This window comes from Mobilicoccus caccae (assembly GCF_030161635.1).
Lineage (GTDB): Bacteria > Actinomycetota > Actinomycetes > Actinomycetales > Dermatophilaceae > Mobilicoccus > Mobilicoccus caccae.
The window spans coordinates 2277924-2293147 of sequence record NZ_BSUO01000001.1 but is presented as its reverse complement, the minus strand read 5'-3'; the positions used below and the strand labels follow the sequence as shown (position 1 = coordinate 2293147).

Sequence of the window (15224 nt, the reverse complement as noted above, 5' to 3'; positions counted from 1 at the left end):
GAGGTCCACCCCTGGTGAATCGGTGTCATGGGCTCAGCGTAGGGGGGTGACGGGGCGGTCGGCATCGGTCGTCGGTCGAGTCGGAGATCGTCTGGAGTCGTAGGGGATGACCCCGAGGAAACCCCTGAGGTGTGAGCGACCCGATCCGCACGCCACCGGGTTTCGGCGTGATGACGCGCCGGCTCTTGTCGCGGGGCGCCGGGGTGGTCATGCTCGCCTCATGCAGGTGACACGGGAACAGGTGCTGCGCTACCGCTGGCGGGTCCAGGAACTGGATCGTGAGCCGGGGACCGCGGCCGCCGCCGACCTCGCCGTCCTCGACATCGGCCTGCAGAACGGCGCCCAACACGCGGGACGACTCTCCTTCGTCGATCGCGGTGTCTCGGTCACTGAATCCATCGCGGTCACCGACGGATTCGCCGACGAGATCGCGCTCGTGTGGGGTGTGCGCGGAACTCCCCACCACTACCGCCGGGAGGATCTGACCGACGTCGCGACCGCGGTGTCACCCTTCGACGCGGCGGACGCGTACAAGCGCCTGGCGGGCACCGGCGGCACCTGGAAGAAGGCGGGCATCGACCCGCTCGTCGCGCTGACCGAGCTCGGGACGGCGATGCGGGACTCGCTCGAGGAGCCGATGAGCAAGGGAGACCTGTCCTCTCACCTGCACGGAACACTGCCGCCCGAGTACGAGGTGGACTGTCGCCCCTGCAAGGCGACCCACCCGGCCGAGATGGCGTTCCGGATGGCGCCGCTGTTCGCGGGCATCGAACTCGAGCCGGGCACGAGTCCGCCTGTGCTGCGCCGCATTCCGGGGTGGCCGGGCAGACGTCGGAGGGGTCCCGCGGACGACCCGCAGGCCGTCCCCGACCATCTGCGGATCATCCGGGCCTACCTGCACTTCCTCGGCCCCGCGACTCCCGCAGACGTCGCCGCCTACCTCGAGACGGCCGCCACCACGGTCAAGAAGCACCTGCCGAAGGACGTCGTGGAGGTCGACCGCGCGGGCACCACCGCCCTCATTCTCGCCGACGACGTGACGGCGCTCGAGGCCGCCGGCAGCCCGGGGGAGGAGACGGTGCGTCTGCTCTCGCCGTACGACCTGTTCACTGCGGCCAAGGACCGGGCGCTGCTCGTCGAGAAGAGCCGGCACAAAGAACTGTGGCCGGTGCTCGGCCGGCCCGGCGCGGTGGCCGTGGACGGCGAGATCGTCGGCACCTGGCGGCCCACGACGAAGGGCACCCGCCTCAGCCTGCGCATCGACTCCTGGACGGACACCGGTCGTCACCGGCGCCCCCTCGAAGCCCGAGGAGAACTGCTCGCGGCGACGCGCGGGAAGACCTTCGCGGGCCTGGAGACGCCCTGACCGATCACCGGTGTCAGGGATCTCGGGCCGGGTCGTCGCGGCGTCTCAGACCGGGCGGACCCGCCCGATGTGGTGCCAGAACTGACGGCGGAGGCGGTGGCGCGTCTCGTCGTCGAGGTCGCCCTCCTCGCTGTGGGCGGCGAGATCCACCAGCAGCGCGCGGTCGAGTTCGGAGGGGATGATCGGCGCCGCGTTCTTGAGCGCGGACAGCGCCTCGGGCGTGGCCGACGAACACCAGGCCGCGACGACCTTGTGCGCCACGGCATCGATGACGTGCAGGGTCACGCCCTCCTGGGCGGGGGTGGGGATGTCCGCCGCCGACTCCGGCAACGCCACCCCGGCCGCCTTGCGCTGGGCGAACATCGCGGGCGTCGGCACCGAGGACGCCCGTGAGTCCTCCTCCGCAGCCGGTGTCGGCGCGGGACTCTCTGTCTGCGTCGCCTCTTGTGCCTGACGGTGATCCGCGGCGTCCGCACCCTGGGCAGACGGCTGCTGTGTCGCCTCGGCGGAGGCGTGCTCGGCGTCGGGCGTCTCCGACACCACCCGGACGGTCCGGCGGCGCTGTCGCGGCGGACCGGGCAGCGGCGCTCCGCCCTGACCTGTGGCGACCTCAGCCGGCTCCTGCTCGGGGTCGCGCGTGTCGGTGGCGGACCGCTCCGCGTCGGTGGCCGAGCGTTCCGCACCGTCGGCGTCCTCCTCCGACGGCTCGGAGTCGCCGGGAGGAGCCGGGATGAGCGCTTCGGGGATGGCGGTCGGCTTGACCGCGGCGTCGATGGCGGCCTGGTCGATGACCATGGTCCGATCGACCTCGCGCTGGAGGTGTTTGGAGACCGCGAGGGGCTCCTCGTCGTGTCGGGGAACGGCCAGCAGCACCACCTGGACGCCGTGACTCTGGGCGTCCTCGACCGCCTCGGTGAGGTCGTCGTCGCCGGAGACGAGGTACACGACGTCGGCGACGCGCTGGCGTGCCTGGATGGCGAGGTCGAGCCCGATGCGGACGTCGACGCCCTTCTGCTCACCAGAGTACGACAACCGCCCCAGACGCAGCTTGACCTTGGGCAACCGGCCGATCTCGTCCTGGGAGGAGTCGGGCATGCCGCCCGGGCGACCGCCCGCGTCGTACCAGTTGACGCGCAGCAGCGGCAGTCCGCTGTCGGCCTCGGCGTGCTCGCCGAGCCAGGCGATGAGCGCGGCGTAGTCGGCCTGCACACCTCGGCGCAGTGAACTGCCGGTGACCCTCGTGGCCGCAGCGGCCAGGAAGTAACCGACGTCGACATAGACCGCGCAGCAGGACCTCATGGGCCCACTGTGTCAAAGACGGGGAAGCCGCACGCAGCCGTCCGAAGGAGCGCCCGGTGTCGACGGCTCACTCCGGCGGGTGGCGCCGTACTCTCGTCGGCAGACATCGCCGGGTCACGAGGGAGGGGATGACATGACGGCGGACCTGCGTGAGTCCCTGCTCGCGGCCCAGGCCGAGGCGCGCCGGCGTGTCGCCGAGTTCGACGCCGTGTTGCGCGACCTCACCGAGGCGCGCGGCGATGCCGACTCCGACGACGAACACGATCCCGAGGGGTCGACGGTGGCGTGGGACCGCGCCGTCAACGCCGCGACGGCCGTGGCCGCCCGCGACCATCTCGCCGACGTCGAGGCGGCGCTCGCCCGCGTCGAGGCCGGATGGGACGGCCGCTGCGCCACCTGTCTCCGACCGATCCCGGCCGAGCGTCTGGCCGCCCGACCCCAGACCGACCGGTGTGTGAGCTGCGCGGACCGGCCCACCTGACGGCCATTTCTCCACGCCGCCGCCCCGGGGTCAGGGTGTGACACCCACCGCCGACGGGTATCGAGGAGTGTCCCCACCCCGCCCTCGACCGACATCCGGCCGGCGGTCGGGTCGCTGTCACCACCGGCCGCCACCGTCCACCAGGAGTCCACCGTGCCCAGACCCCGCCTCGTCGTCGACCCCTGGACCGTGTGCGAACCCGACGTCGACCCGCGCGTGGCGGGCGTCACGGAGTCGCTGTTCGCACTGTCGAACGGCTATGTCGGGATGCGTGGGGTGCTCGACGAGGGCGATCCCTGCCACTCGCCGGGCACGTACATGTCGGGGGTGCACGAGCAGCACCCCTTGTCGTATCCCGAAGGGGGATACGGGCATCCGGAGCAGGGCGAGGCCATGGTCGGCGTCGCCGACGGATCGGGGATCCGACTCCATGTCGACGGCGTCCCGCTCGACGTGCGCGAGACCCCGCCCGAGGTCCACACCCGCCACCTGGACCTGCGCACCGGCATCCTCACCCGACACGTGGAGTGGACGACACCCGCAGGCACGCCGATGCAGGTGCGCTCCGAACGCCTGGTGTCGCTCGTCGACCGATCTGCGGCGGCCATGCGGTACACGGTGACCGCGCCGCACGTGGGGGCGCGCGTGATCCTCCGTTCGGGTCTCGTGGCCAACGACGAGGCGTCCGAGATCGAGAACGACGACCCACGCGTCTCCGAGGTCATCGCCCGGCCCTTCGTCCCCCTCGCTCGTCGCCGCAGCGACACCGGCGGGCTGCTCGTGCACCGCACGGCGCACTCGTCGATCTCCGTGGCCGCCTGCGCCGAGCACGACGTCAGGGGTGCCGGGGCTGCCAGGGTCGAGTTGAGCGAGGACCGCGTCATGACGACGATCGTCGCGGACCTGGGCCCCGGTGAGTCCCTGACTCTGGTCAAGTACCTCGGGTACGCCTGGTCGAGCGACTGCACCCCCGAGGGTCTCGCCGAGCGCGCCGAGGCAAGCGTCGCCGGCTCCCGCGACCTCGGTTGGGATGGCCTGATCGCCGCCCAGCACGCGTGTCTGGAGGAGTTCTGGTCGACGGCAGATGTCGAGGTGGACGGCGACCCCGCCCTGCAGCAGGCCCTGCGTTTCGGCCTGTTCCAGCTCTTCTCGGCGGCCGCGTGCGTCTCGGGTGCCCCCTGGGCGCGAAGGGCCTGACCGGCACCGGCTACAGCGGCCACACGTTCTGGGACGTCGAGGGGTTCGTCCTGCCGGTCCTCACGCTCCTGCGTCCGGACGCCGCGGCCCGTCTGCTGCGGTGGCGCGCCTCGTCACTGGACGACGCCCGTGAGCGGGCCGCAGTCCTCGACGTGCAGGGAGCGACGTTCGCGTGGCGGACGATCAGCGGACGCGAGGTGTCGGCCTACTGGCCCGCGAGTACGGCCGCCATGCACGTCAACGCCGACATCGCCCGGGCCTGCGACCACTACGCCAACGTGACCGGCGAGCCGCTGGAGTCCGTCGGGGGACTCGAGGTCCTGGTGGAGACGGCGCGGTTGTGGCCCTCCATCGCCCACGTCGACGACCGCGGTCGGCACTTCCTCGGCATGACCGGGCCCGACGAGTACACGGGCGTCGTGGACGACAACGTCTTCACCAACCTCATGGCCCGCCGGCACCTGCGCCAGGCCGCGACGGCGTGCGAGCGATCGTGGGACCTCGCACGCGATCTGGGGGTCGACCGCGAGGAGGTCGCCGAGTGGAGGCGCGTGGCCGACGAGATCCACGTGCCCTACGACGCGGCCCTCGGCGTCCACCCGAGCAACGAGAACTTCACCGCCTATCGCGAGTGGCGCTTCGAGGACAAGCCCGATCAGTACCCGGTCCAGGAGCACGCGCACTACGCCAAGTTCTACCGCCGCCAGGTGTGCAAGCAGGCCGACCTCGTCCAGGCGATCTGGTGGTGCCGTGACGAATTCACCGACGAGGACGTGGCTCGCGACGTCGACTACTACGAGGCCCGGACGGTGCGGGACTCCTCCTTGTCGGCGGCGGTCCAAGCAGTGGTGTGCGCCCAGGCCGGGCACGTCGACCTCGCGCTCCGGTATCTGCGGGAGGCGGCGTTCGTCGACCTGCGTGACTTGCAGGACGACACGGTCCAGGGCCTGCACATGGCGTCGATCGCCGGAGCCTGGATGGCGCTCGTCGCCGGCCTCGGGGGGATGCGCGAGGACCACGAGGTGCTCGAGCTCTCGCCGCGTCTACCCACCTCCCTGAGCCGCACGGCGTACACGTTGCGGTGGCGGGGATCGCTGTTGTCGGTGGAGACGACCGCGAGCGGCACGAGCTTGCGCGTGCGGGAGGGTGACTCACCTCTCGAGATCCAGGTCGACGGTCGGACGGTGAGGGTGGCTCTCGGCGAACCCGTCACCGTCGACCTGCGTGAGTCGGCGCCGCTCCTGGATGAGCCCACCCAACCCGTGGGCCGTGAGCCGCGGGACTGACGGCCCGGCATCGTGGCGCGTCGGCCGCGAGGCGACCCGGCCCTCGGGATCGGCCGAGCGGGTCGCCCGCCGGCCGGGGTGTGGTGAGGTCGGTGGAGCGGCTTCGGCCCGCGAAGAGCCCGGGCGCGTCCGTTAGCCTGGGGGCGTGTTCAACAATCTGTCCGACCGCCTCACGCTGACCTTCAAGCACCTCAAGAGCAAGGGCCGCGTCACCGAGAAGGACGTCAACCAGACGATCCGCGACATCCGTGTCGCCCTTCTCGATGCCGACGTCGCCCTGCCCGTGGTGCGCGCGTTCACCTCGGCGGTGCGCGATCGGGCGCTCGGCTCGGAGGTGCACCAGGCGCTCAACCCGGGGCAGCAGGTCGTCAAGATCGTCAACGACGAACTCGTCGGCATCCTCGGCGGGCAGACCCGCAACCTGAACTTCAGCAAGAACCCGCCGACGGTCATCATGCTCGCGGGTCTGCAGGGATCGGGTAAGACGACCCTGGCCGGCAAGCTCGGCGCCTGGCTCAAGCAGCAGGGACACACCCCGATGCTCGTCGCGGCCGACCTCCAGCGTCCGAACGCGGTGACGCAGCTCGAGGTCGTCGGTGAGCGTGCCGGGGTGCCGGTGTTCGCCCCCGAACGAGGCAACGTCGCCGGGTATGACGCGGCCGTCGAGTACGGCACGGGCACACGGGGATACGGCGACCCGGTGTCGGTCGCCCGCGCGGGTGTGGAGCAGGCGAAGCGGGAACAGCGCGACGTGGTCATCGTCGACACCGCCGGCCGCCTGGCCATCGACCAGGAGCTGATGAAGCAGGCCCGCGACATCCGCGACGCGATCTCCCCCGACGAGGTGCTCTTCGTCATCGACGCGATGATCGGCCAGGTCGCGGTCGAGACCGCCCAGGCCTTCGCCGACGGCGTCGACTTCACCGGCGTCGTCCTGTCCAAGCTCGACGGCGACGCCCGCGGTGGTGCGGCGCTGTCGGTGGCGCACGTGACGGGCAAGCCGATCATGTTCGCCTCCACCGGCGAGCAGACCAAGGACTTCGAGGTCTTCCACCCCGACCGGATGGCCTCACGCATCCTCGACATGGGTGACGTGCTCACCCTCATCGAGCAGGCCCAGCGCGCCTTCGACCGCGGTCAGCAGGAAGAGCTGACGCGCAAGTTCATGGCGGACGAGGACTTCACGTTCGACGACTTCCTCCAGCAGATGGCCGCCGTGCGCAAGATGGGCAACCTCAAGCAGCTGCTCGGCATGATGCCGGGGATGAACCAGATGCGTGACCAGCTCAACGCTCTGGACGACAAGGAGTTCGACCGCGTCGAGGCGATGGTCCGCTCGATGACGCCGTTCGAGCGCACCCACCCCAAGCAGATCAACGGCTCGCGCCGCGCCCGCATCGCCAAGGGCTCGGGTGTGCACGTGAGCGAGGTCAACGGCCTGCTCGAGCGCTTCGGCGACGCGCAGAAGATGATGCGCCAACTCAAGCGCGGCGGTGGCATGCCGGGGATGCCCGGCGGTGGTGCCGGCGCGAAGAAGAAGGCCCCGCCGAAGAAGAAGGGCAAGAGCGGCAACCCCGCCAAGCGCGCCCAGCAGGAGAAGGACCTCCAGGCCAAGGCGGCCCAGGCCCGCGAGAACGCGATCTCGGGTGCCTTCGGTGGTGGGGACGAGCAGGCGCCGGGCAGCGCGCTCGGAGCTCTGGGTGGCGGGCAGGCCGAGCCTCAGGGCCAGCCCAGCCAGGCCGACATCGCCAAGGCGATGAGCCAGTTCGACGCGAGCAAGCTCCCCAAGGGGTTCGACAAGTTCCTCAAGTAGGACCGCACCCGCCCAGGTGAGGTGGGCACCCGAGCGGACACCCGGCCAGACAGCACAGGTGTCGTCATGGCGACACCGGAGATGCCCGACCGGCTGCCCGCTCGGCTTCGACGACTGCGTCGTGACGCACTGGCCCGGCACGAGCAGCGTCGTCACGGTCACCGTCGACGCTGCGCGGCTGAGTGGGATCGCCTCCTTCTGGGGTGACTGACGGGTCACCTCCTCCCGACCGGCGGCGCGGGTGTCCCGGGGGACCGCCCTTGAGACGATGGCTCCATGGACGGCGAGGTGGTGGTCAGCGCGCGGGTGCGCATCCCGGCCTCCGAGCTGCGTGAACGCTTCTCGCACGCCTCCGGCCCGGGCGGTCAGGGCGTCAACACCGCCGATTCGCGGGTCGAGCTCACGTTCGACGTCGCGGGGTCGCCCTCGCTGCCGGATGAGTTGCGTGAACGCGCCCGGGCCAGGCTCGCGACCCGGCTGGTGGCGGGGGAGCTGACGATCGCCGTGGCCGAACGCCGCAGCCAGTTGGCCAACCGGCGCATCGCGCGCGAACGACTCGCGCAGATCCTGCGCGAGGCCATCGCGCCGTCCCCACGTGCCCGCCGTGCCACCAAGCCGACCCGTGGCTCCAAGGAACGCCGCCTCGCCGGCAAGAAGCGACGCTCGGAGATCAAGCGCGGCCGCTCCCGCCCCACGGACTGACGTCCGGGGTCCTGGTGCGGGTGGGAGGTTCGTCATCAGCCCGAGAGCGGGGCTCGGTCGTCACCCGAAGAACAACACGGACAACATGAACCGGGGTGTCCCAGCCAGGCCAGGACGCTGACCTGCGGCGATACGAAACGCCCGTGTCTCGATGTTGTTCGTGTTGTTCTTCGTGGAGCACCGACCTGGTTCCGCTGCCGGTCGCAGCGCCGTGGAGGCCGGCGGACCTCGTGGTCGTCGCCACCGTCGTCCTCCACACCTGCACCTGGTGGTTGATGCGATCCCCCGTCTTGTCGGAGCCCGGCGCCTGAAAGGCGGTGCTCGCCGCCGTTCCCGGCATCGTGACGGCGCTCCTCGGCGCAGCATGGTGGTGGGCCGCGAGGACGGGCCGCTCGAGGCACCGACCGGTCGGGGGCGTGATCACGTGGCGGGTCGCTCCGCGCGACCTCGCACGCAGGAGCGATTCGCTCGCCGAGCTCCGGGCCGGAAACCGCTTTCGGGCTGCCCGCCGCCAGTAAGGTCGCACCCATGGATGCTCCGGTGCTGCACGTGCGTGGTCGGATCCTGGTCGGTCCGCAGGAGATCGTCGACGAGATGTGGGTGGTGGGCGGGCGGATCACGTTCGAGAAGCCCGTCGGTGAGGCCGAGGTCCAGAGCGTGCAGGGGTGGGTGCTGCCCGGCCTGGTCGACGCGCACTGCCACGTCGGTCTCGACGCGCGCGGCGCCGTCGAGGAGGACCGGGCGGTCGAGCAGGCGATGACCGATCGTGACGCCGGCACCCTGCTCATCCGCGACGCCGGCTCACCGCTCGACACCCGCTTCATCCAGGAGCGCGACGACCTCCCGCAGCTCATCCGCGCCGGCCGGCACATCGCCCGCACCCGCCGGTACATCCCCGGTTTCGCCCACGAGATCGAGCCGGAGGACCTCGTCACCTACGTCCGTCAGGAGGCCCGCCGCGGCGACGGCTGGGTCAAGCTCGTCGGCGACTGGATCGACCGCGAGCAGGGCGACCTCGGCACGTGCTGGCCGGTGTCCGCGCTCAAGCTCGCGGTCCAGGCCGCGCACGAGGAGGAGCCCGCGTCACGGCCCACTGCTTCGCGGAGCAGTCGCTCGTGGACTTCGCCGAGGCGGGTGTCGACTGCATCGAGCACGCCACCGGGCTCGTTCCCGACACGATCGACACCTTCGCGCGGCAGGGCATCGCCATCGTGCCGACCCTGGTCAACATCGGGACCTTTCCCGACATCGCCGCCGGCGGGGAGAAGAAGTACCCCGGCTACGCCGCCCACATGCGTGACCTGCACGCACGCCGGTACGACACCATCAGCGCCGCCCACGAGGCCGGGGTGCCGATCTTCTGCGGGACGGACGCGGGCGGCAGCCTCCCGCACGGCCTCGTCGCCCGCGAGGTCGCCGAACTCGCCAAGACGAGCATGACCACCGAGGAGGCCATCTCCGCCGCCACCTGGAAGGCGCGGGAATGGCTCGGACGCGAGGGGCTCACCGAGGGCGCGACCGCCGATTTCGTCGTCTACCGCGACGACCCGCGTGAGGATCTGCGCACGATGGCCGACCCCCGCAACATCGTCCTGCGCGGTGCCGTTGTCCTCTGAACCGGCTCCGCTGTCGGAGGTCGGCGACCGGGTCCGCGTCGACACCATCACCCAGGCCGACATCCCGATCTACCGCCGGGCGGTCGAGGAGTCCCGCGAGCGCATCCGCCCCTGGAACCCCGTCAATCCCGACGACCTGCCCTACCACCTGCAGCGACAGTCGGACCTGCACCGCACCTTCCTCATCCGCGCCCTGCCCCACGTGCGCCGGGGCGCGCACGACGTGGTCGGCAAGGTCAACGTCACCGGCATCACCCGCGGCCGGGCCTTCAGCGGCGTGATGGGCTACGACGCCTACGACCCCTACGCCGGGCAAGGGCTGTTCGCCGAGGGGCTGCGGCTCGTCGTCGAGGTCAGCCTGCGGCCCTCACCGCGAGGGCTCGGCCTCAACCGCGTCGAGGCCGCCGTCCAGCCGGGCAACGTGCGCTCGGCGGGACTCCTGCGCTCGATCGGGTTCCGACGCCGCGGCGCCTACCCCAACTACCTGTGGCTCGGCGACGAGACGGGGCGGGAGGCCTGGCGCGATCACGTCGTCTACGGTGCCGACCGCGGCGACTGGCCCACCGACCCGTATCCGCCGCAGGACCACGACCGCCCGATCGTCGTCGTGACCCCCGACGGCGCGAACGACGGTGACACCGTCGCGGCCGCGCGGGCCCTCGCCGTCGAGATCGGCGTGCCCGTCGTGCGCGCCGACGACGGAACGCTCGCCGAGAGACTCGCGGACGCCGTCACCGGCGCCGTCGTGGTCGCCGACCAGGCCACCTGGGAGGCGGGCGGAACGCGGGCGCACCACATCGCCTCAGCCCGCGACCTGGCCGACCCGGCGTCGGTCACCCGGACGGCGCTCTACGTGCGGGACCGCGCCCACCTGTGACCCGCCCGGGGATGAGGCGGCGGTCGCTCGCGGTGCTCGTCTCCGTGGTGCGTGTGACGGGAGACCTCGGATCGTGTCCCGAGGGGTCCGCAGTGCAGGTTCTGCTCAGTCCCGCGCCCGACGCTCGCGCCGGTGATCTGCCACGGCGATCACGAGGGCGATGGTCGCCAGCCCGGCGATGAGCAGCAGTGCCACCGTCATCGCCGTCGTCCAGGCGTGACCGGTCTCCACCAGTTGGAACAGGATTCCGGGGATGAGGGCGGTGCCGGTCGCGCCGCCGAGCCGTTGGCCCGTCTGCAGGATGCCGCCGGCGACGCCGCCGTACCGGACGTCGATCTGCTCCAGGGTCAGGGTCTGGTTGGGGCTGACGATGCACCCCTGCGCCGGGCCGAGCAGCGCGAGCGGGATCGCCACGGCCCAGATCGGCAGGGTCCCGTCGGCGACCGGCCCGAGGACGGCGATGGTGCCGAGCAGCCCGGTGATGGCCAGGCAGAACCCGATGACGACGACGAGTCGGCGCAGCCGCAGCACATGCCGCCCGGCGATCTGCGCGGTGATCGCGTTGAGGACCGAGGCGGGCAGCCCGATGAGTCCCGACACGAGCGCCGAGGCGCCGAGTCCCATCTGGACGAACACGGCCACCGAGATCCACACCGAGGTGATGCCGACGAAGTGCACGGAGATGAGCGCGAGCCCGGCGGTGAAGGCCTTCTGGCGGAAGATCTCGACGCGCACCATCGGCTCCCGGCCGGATCGGGCGTACCGCTTCTCCCACCGGACCCACGCGTAGGCGAGCCCGAGCGCGAGCACCGGTGTGCCCCAGATGAGTCCGTGGGTGCCGCGTTCCAGGAACGGGAGCATGATCCCCAGGACCGTGGCACCCAGCAGCAGGGCGCCGACGGGGTCGAGGTCGGGACTCCGGGCGCCGCGGGGGAGCCGGTCCTGCGGCAACCACCGCATCGCGCCCACGAGGGCGACCAGGCCGATCGGCACGTTCATGCCGAAGATCCACCGCCAGCCGAGCTCGGGCCCCAGAGCCCCGATGAGCACCCCGCCGAGGACGGGACCGATGGCCGTGGAGACCCCGACCGTCGTCCCCATGAGCGCGAACGCCATCGCCCGGTCCTGGCCCGAGAACGTGCGGTGGATCATGCCGATCGTCTGCGGGTTGAGCAGCCCGGATCCGATCCCCTGAAGAACGCGGGCGACGTTGAGCACGAGGATGGTCGGGGCGAGCGCGCTGAGGGCCGACCCGATCACGAACAAGGACAATCCGACGAGGAACAGCCGTCGCCGGCCCCGCGCGTCCCCGGCGCGTCCGGCGGGGATGAGCAGCATGCCGAAGGAGAGCGCGTACCCCGAGATGACCCACTGCAGATGGGTGCTGTCGGTCCGCAGCCCGGACTGGATCGAGGGCAACGCCACGTTGATGACCGACACCGACACCAGAGCCATGAACAGCGGGGTGATGAGGACGGCGAGCATGCGCCGCGGGTGACGCCGTCCCGCCTCGGTGGGGCTGTCGCCGGCAGTGTCGTTCACCGGCCCACTCTGACACCCGCCGACGATCGCAGCGGCAGCGGCAGCGGTCGGCGGTCGCCACGGGAGCGGGTGGGCGCTCCGGCTCCCGTCTGGCATAATGGACGGCTGTACCCGCCCGGCCGTCACCGTTGCCGGGAGACATCGGGCGCCTACACCCCGAGTATCGGTTCCCCGGCAGATTCCGTTGCCGGTCTTGCCGTGCTCACGATTGTGTCGAGGAGACCACACACGTGGCTGTCAAGATCCGTCTGAAGCGCATGGGCAAGATCCGTGCACCGTTCTACCGCGTCGTCGTCATGGACTCGCGCACCAAGCGCGACGGCCGTGCCATCGAGGAGATCGGCCTCTACCACCCCACCCGTGAGCCCTCGGTCATCGAGATCGACTCCGAGCGTGCCCAGTACTGGCTCGGAGTCGGCGCGCAGCCGACCGAGCAGGTCCAGGCCCTGTTCAAGGTGACCGGCGACTGGCAGAAGTTCAAGGGCATCGACGGCGGCGAGGGCACCCTCAAGCCGCAGGCCGAGAAGCCCAACAAGAAGGACCTCTACGAGGCCGCCATGGCCGCCGCGGGCAAGGCCGACGAGGACTACGAGAAGAACCCGCCGAAGAAGAAGGAGAAGGCGGCGAAGAAGGCCGAGGAGCCCGCCGCCGACGAGGCCGCCCCCGCAGCCGAGGAGACCCCGGCCGAGGCCCCCGTCGAGGACGCGCCCGCCGCTGACGCCGCGGAGGCCGCGACCGACAAGCCGGCCGAAGCCTGATCATGCTGGAAGAAGCGCTCGAGCACCTCGTCAAGGGCATCGTCGACCACGAGGACGAGGTGGAGATCCGCCACCGCGAGCTTCGCCGTGGCGAACTGCTCGAGGTGCGAGTCCATCCCGACGACCTCGGCCGCGTGATCGGTCGGTCCGGTCGCACCGCCAGTGCTCTGCGCACCGTCGTCGGTGCGTTGGCCGGAGGCCGGCAGGTCCGCATCGACATCGTCGACCTCGACCGCTGAGGCGCACACATCGCGCACACCAGGGCGTCACCCTCTTCGGGGTGGCGCCCTGTCGCATGTGGCCCCCGCGGTGGAGCGCGTTCCTCGACCGGCGCCTCGCCGGTGCCGCGCAGGCACAGCAGTGGTCAGCGTCTAGTCTTACCGTCGTCCACACCGACCCCAGGGGAGTTCATGAGTGCCGTCGTCGCCCGCATCGGCAGGCCGCACGGGTTGCGCGGTGAGGTCACGGTCCAGGTGCACACCGACACGCCCGAGGAGCGGTTCGTCCCCGGTGCGGTGTTCGGCACCGAGCCCGCCGGTGACGGCCTGGTCCTCGAGTCGGCGCGCGTCCACCAGGGGATCTGGCTGCTCAAGTTCGCGCAGTCGACCGACCGGACGACCGCCGAGGCCCTGCGGGGTATCCGACTGATCCTCGCCGAGGAGCACGACGACGAGGACGCCTGGTACGAGGACGATCTCGTGGGCGTGGAAGTGCGCGATCCGGCAGGGGCGCGCATCGGTGAGATCGCGGCGCTGCAGGTCCGCCCCGCGCAGGATCTGCTGGAAGTGCGCCTGGACGACGGGCGCAGCGGGCTGGTGCCCTTCGTCGAGGCCCTGGTCCCCGTGGTGGAGATCGAGTCCCCGGGGCAGGGGCACGTCGTCGTCGACGCCCCCGACGGTCTGTTCGACCTCGACGCATGAGCGCGCCGGCACCCGAGCAGCCCGGGTCCGGGCACCGGCTGCGCCTGGACGTCCTCACGATCTTTCCCGAGTACCTCCGGCCGCTCGACCTCTCCCTCCTCGGCAAGGCCCGCCGCGACGGGGTGCTCGACGTCCGGGTCCGTGACCTGCGCGATCACACGCACGATCGTCACCGCACCGTCGACGACACCCCCTACGGCGGGGGAGCCGGCATGGTGATGAAGCCCGAGCCGTGGGCCGAGGCGCTGGACGCGGTGGTGGCCGAGCAGGGCGTGGGCGCCGATGCCGTAGCGGATGCCCCCGGCCCCGGCTGATCGTGCCCGGCCCGGGCGGAACCCCGTTCACCCAGGCCACCGCCCGTCGTCTCGCCCGCGAGAACTGGCTCGTCTTCGCCTGCGGCCGCTACGAAGGCATCGACGAGCGCGTGTACGACCACGCCCGCGAGGTCTTCGACGGACGCGTGGAGGTGATCTCCCTCGGCGACTACGTCCTCAACGGCGGCGAGGTCGCCGTGCTGGCGATGGTCGAGGCGATCGCGCGGCTCATCCCCGGGGTCGTCGGCAACGCCGAATCGCTCGTGGAGGAGTCGCACGAGAACGGCCTGCTCGAGTACCCCGTCTACACCAAGCCGGCCTCCTGGCGGGGGCGCGAGGTGCCCGCCGTGCTGTTGAGCGGCGACCACGGCCGCATCGAGGCGTGGCGCCGGGAGCAGAGCATCGACCGCACGATCGCCCGACGTCCGGATCTCACGCCGACCTCCGCGGCGAGCGACTGGGACGACCTCCAGCTGCGCCCCGCCGTTCCCGCCGACGCCGCCGAACTCCTCGTGCTGCAACGCTGCTGCTGGTTGGGGGAGGGGCGCCTGGCCGGCACCTGGGACATCCCGCCGTTGACCGAAGAACCCGAGGACGTGCGCCTCGGGATCACCCGCTGGACCACGTGGGTGCTGAGGGATGCGGGCGGACGGCTCGTCGGGTCGGTGCGCGGGCGGGCCTGGTCGAGCACCGGCCCCGACGACCTGCCGGACCGCTGGGAGATCGGGCGCCTCATGATCGTCCCCGACCTCCGGGGACGCGGCCTGGGTCGCCGCCTGCTCGCCCACGCCGAGCGCTCCGCCCCACCGGGCGCGCGGCTCGCCCACCTCGTCACGGGCGAGGCCAGCAGCGGCAACCAAAGGCTCTACCGCAAGGCGGGGTACCGTCGGTCGCGAGCTGGGGAGACCTCCGCCGACGTGCCCGCGGGCACCGTGGAGTTCGTCAAACGGTTGGGCTGAGCGGGGGATTTCCGCCGACACGGCCCTCTCTGGCAAGATGGAGCTTCGCGTCGACGATCCCAGATGGCCCCCACCACGGGGGGACGTGCAGCCG

At 71.5% G+C, this 15224-nt stretch carries 14 protein-coding genes and 1 pseudogene; 13 read left to right on the top strand and 2 right to left on the bottom strand.

The features are described 5' to 3' along the window. Positions 1-220: 220 nt before the first annotated feature. On the top strand, positions 221-1366 hold the full coding sequence (locus QQK49_RS11120; protein ID WP_284303971.1) for a DNA glycosylase AlkZ-like family protein: 1146 nt from the start codon (positions 221-223) through the stop codon (positions 1364-1366). A gap of 45 nt (positions 1367-1411) precedes the next feature. Here the strand turns inward: QQK49_RS11120 and QQK49_RS11115 are convergent, their stop codons facing one another. After that, complete coding sequence (locus tag QQK49_RS11115) at positions 1412-2665, bottom strand: NYN domain-containing protein (protein ID WP_284303970.1); 1254 nt, start codon at positions 2663-2665, stop codon at positions 1412-1414. A gap of 133 nt (positions 2666-2798) precedes the next feature. Here QQK49_RS11115 and QQK49_RS11110 point away from each other — a divergent pair, with 133 nt between their 5' ends. From QQK49_RS11110 to QQK49_RS11080, 7 genes and pseudogenes are all read left to right on the top strand, one after another. Further along, the gene (locus tag QQK49_RS11110; protein WP_284303969.1) at positions 2799-3146 is read left to right on the top strand and encodes a TraR/DksA family transcriptional regulator; all 348 of its coding nucleotides are present in this window, start codon (positions 2799-2801) and stop codon (positions 3144-3146) included. Positions 3147-3299: 153 nt separating this feature from the next. After that, on the top strand, positions 3300-4343 hold the full coding sequence (locus tag QQK49_RS11105) for a glycoside hydrolase family 65 protein (protein WP_284303968.1): 1044 nt from the start codon (positions 3300-3302) through the stop codon (positions 4341-4343). Continuing rightward, complete coding sequence (locus QQK49_RS11100; protein WP_284303967.1) at positions 4307-5629, top strand: glycosyl hydrolase family 65 domain-containing protein; 1323 nt, start codon at positions 4307-4309, stop codon at positions 5627-5629. The genes QQK49_RS11105 and QQK49_RS11100 overlap by 37 nt, the downstream gene beginning before the upstream one ends. A 145-nt stretch (positions 5630-5774) precedes the next feature. Next, positions 5775-7442, top strand: coding sequence for a signal recognition particle protein (gene ffh, locus QQK49_RS11095; RefSeq protein ID WP_284303966.1), 1668 nt, complete (start codon positions 5775-5777; stop codon positions 7440-7442). A gap of 276 nt (positions 7443-7718) precedes the next feature. Further along, positions 7719-8144, top strand: coding sequence for an alternative ribosome rescue aminoacyl-tRNA hydrolase ArfB (arfB, locus tag QQK49_RS11090; RefSeq protein ID WP_284303965.1), 426 nt, complete (start codon positions 7719-7721; stop codon positions 8142-8144). 528 nt (positions 8145-8672) lie between these two features. Continuing rightward, positions 8673-9760: pseudogene (locus QQK49_RS11085) on the top strand (amidohydrolase family protein). Continuing rightward, positions 9744-10637, top strand: a complete 894-nt coding sequence (locus QQK49_RS11080) for a GNAT family N-acetyltransferase (protein WP_284303964.1) — start codon at positions 9744-9746, stop codon at positions 10635-10637. The pseudogene QQK49_RS11085 and the gene QQK49_RS11080 overlap by 17 nt, the downstream one beginning before the upstream one ends. Positions 10638-10742: 105 nt before the next feature. Here QQK49_RS11080 and QQK49_RS11075 read toward each other — a convergent pair whose 3' ends face one another. Continuing rightward, on the bottom strand, positions 10743-12179 hold the full coding sequence (locus QQK49_RS11075) for an MFS transporter (protein ID WP_284303963.1): 1437 nt from the start codon (positions 12177-12179) through the stop codon (positions 10743-10745). 230 nt (positions 12180-12409) lie between these two features. Here QQK49_RS11075 and rpsP point away from each other — a divergent pair, with 230 nt between their 5' ends. From rpsP to QQK49_RS11055, 5 genes are all read left to right on the top strand, one after another. Continuing rightward, the gene (rpsP, locus tag QQK49_RS11070; RefSeq protein WP_284303962.1) at positions 12410-12937 is read left to right on the top strand and encodes a 30S ribosomal protein S16; all 528 of its coding nucleotides are present in this window, start codon (positions 12410-12412) and stop codon (positions 12935-12937) included. 2 nt (positions 12938-12939) lie between these two features. Beyond that, positions 12940-13176: an RNA-binding protein gene (locus tag QQK49_RS11065; RefSeq protein WP_284303961.1), complete on the top strand. Its 237-nt coding sequence runs from the start codon at positions 12940-12942 to the stop codon at positions 13174-13176. Positions 13177-13347: 171 nt separating this feature from the next. Beyond that, positions 13348-13857 carry a ribosome maturation factor RimM gene (gene rimM / locus QQK49_RS11060; protein ID WP_284303960.1) on the top strand — a complete coding sequence of 170 codons (510 nt, stop codon included), beginning with the start codon at positions 13348-13350 and terminating at the stop codon, positions 13855-13857. After that, a complete protein-coding gene (locus QQK49_RS22820; RefSeq protein WP_348536169.1) occupies positions 13854-14171 on the top strand; it encodes a hypothetical protein in 318 nt (105 codons plus the stop codon). The genes rimM and QQK49_RS22820 overlap by 4 nt, the downstream gene beginning before the upstream one ends. 2 nt (positions 14172-14173) lie before the next feature. Further along, complete coding sequence (locus tag QQK49_RS11055) at positions 14174-15130, top strand: GNAT family N-acetyltransferase (protein WP_348536168.1); 957 nt, start codon at positions 14174-14176, stop codon at positions 15128-15130. Positions 15131-15224 lie beyond the last annotated feature (94 nt).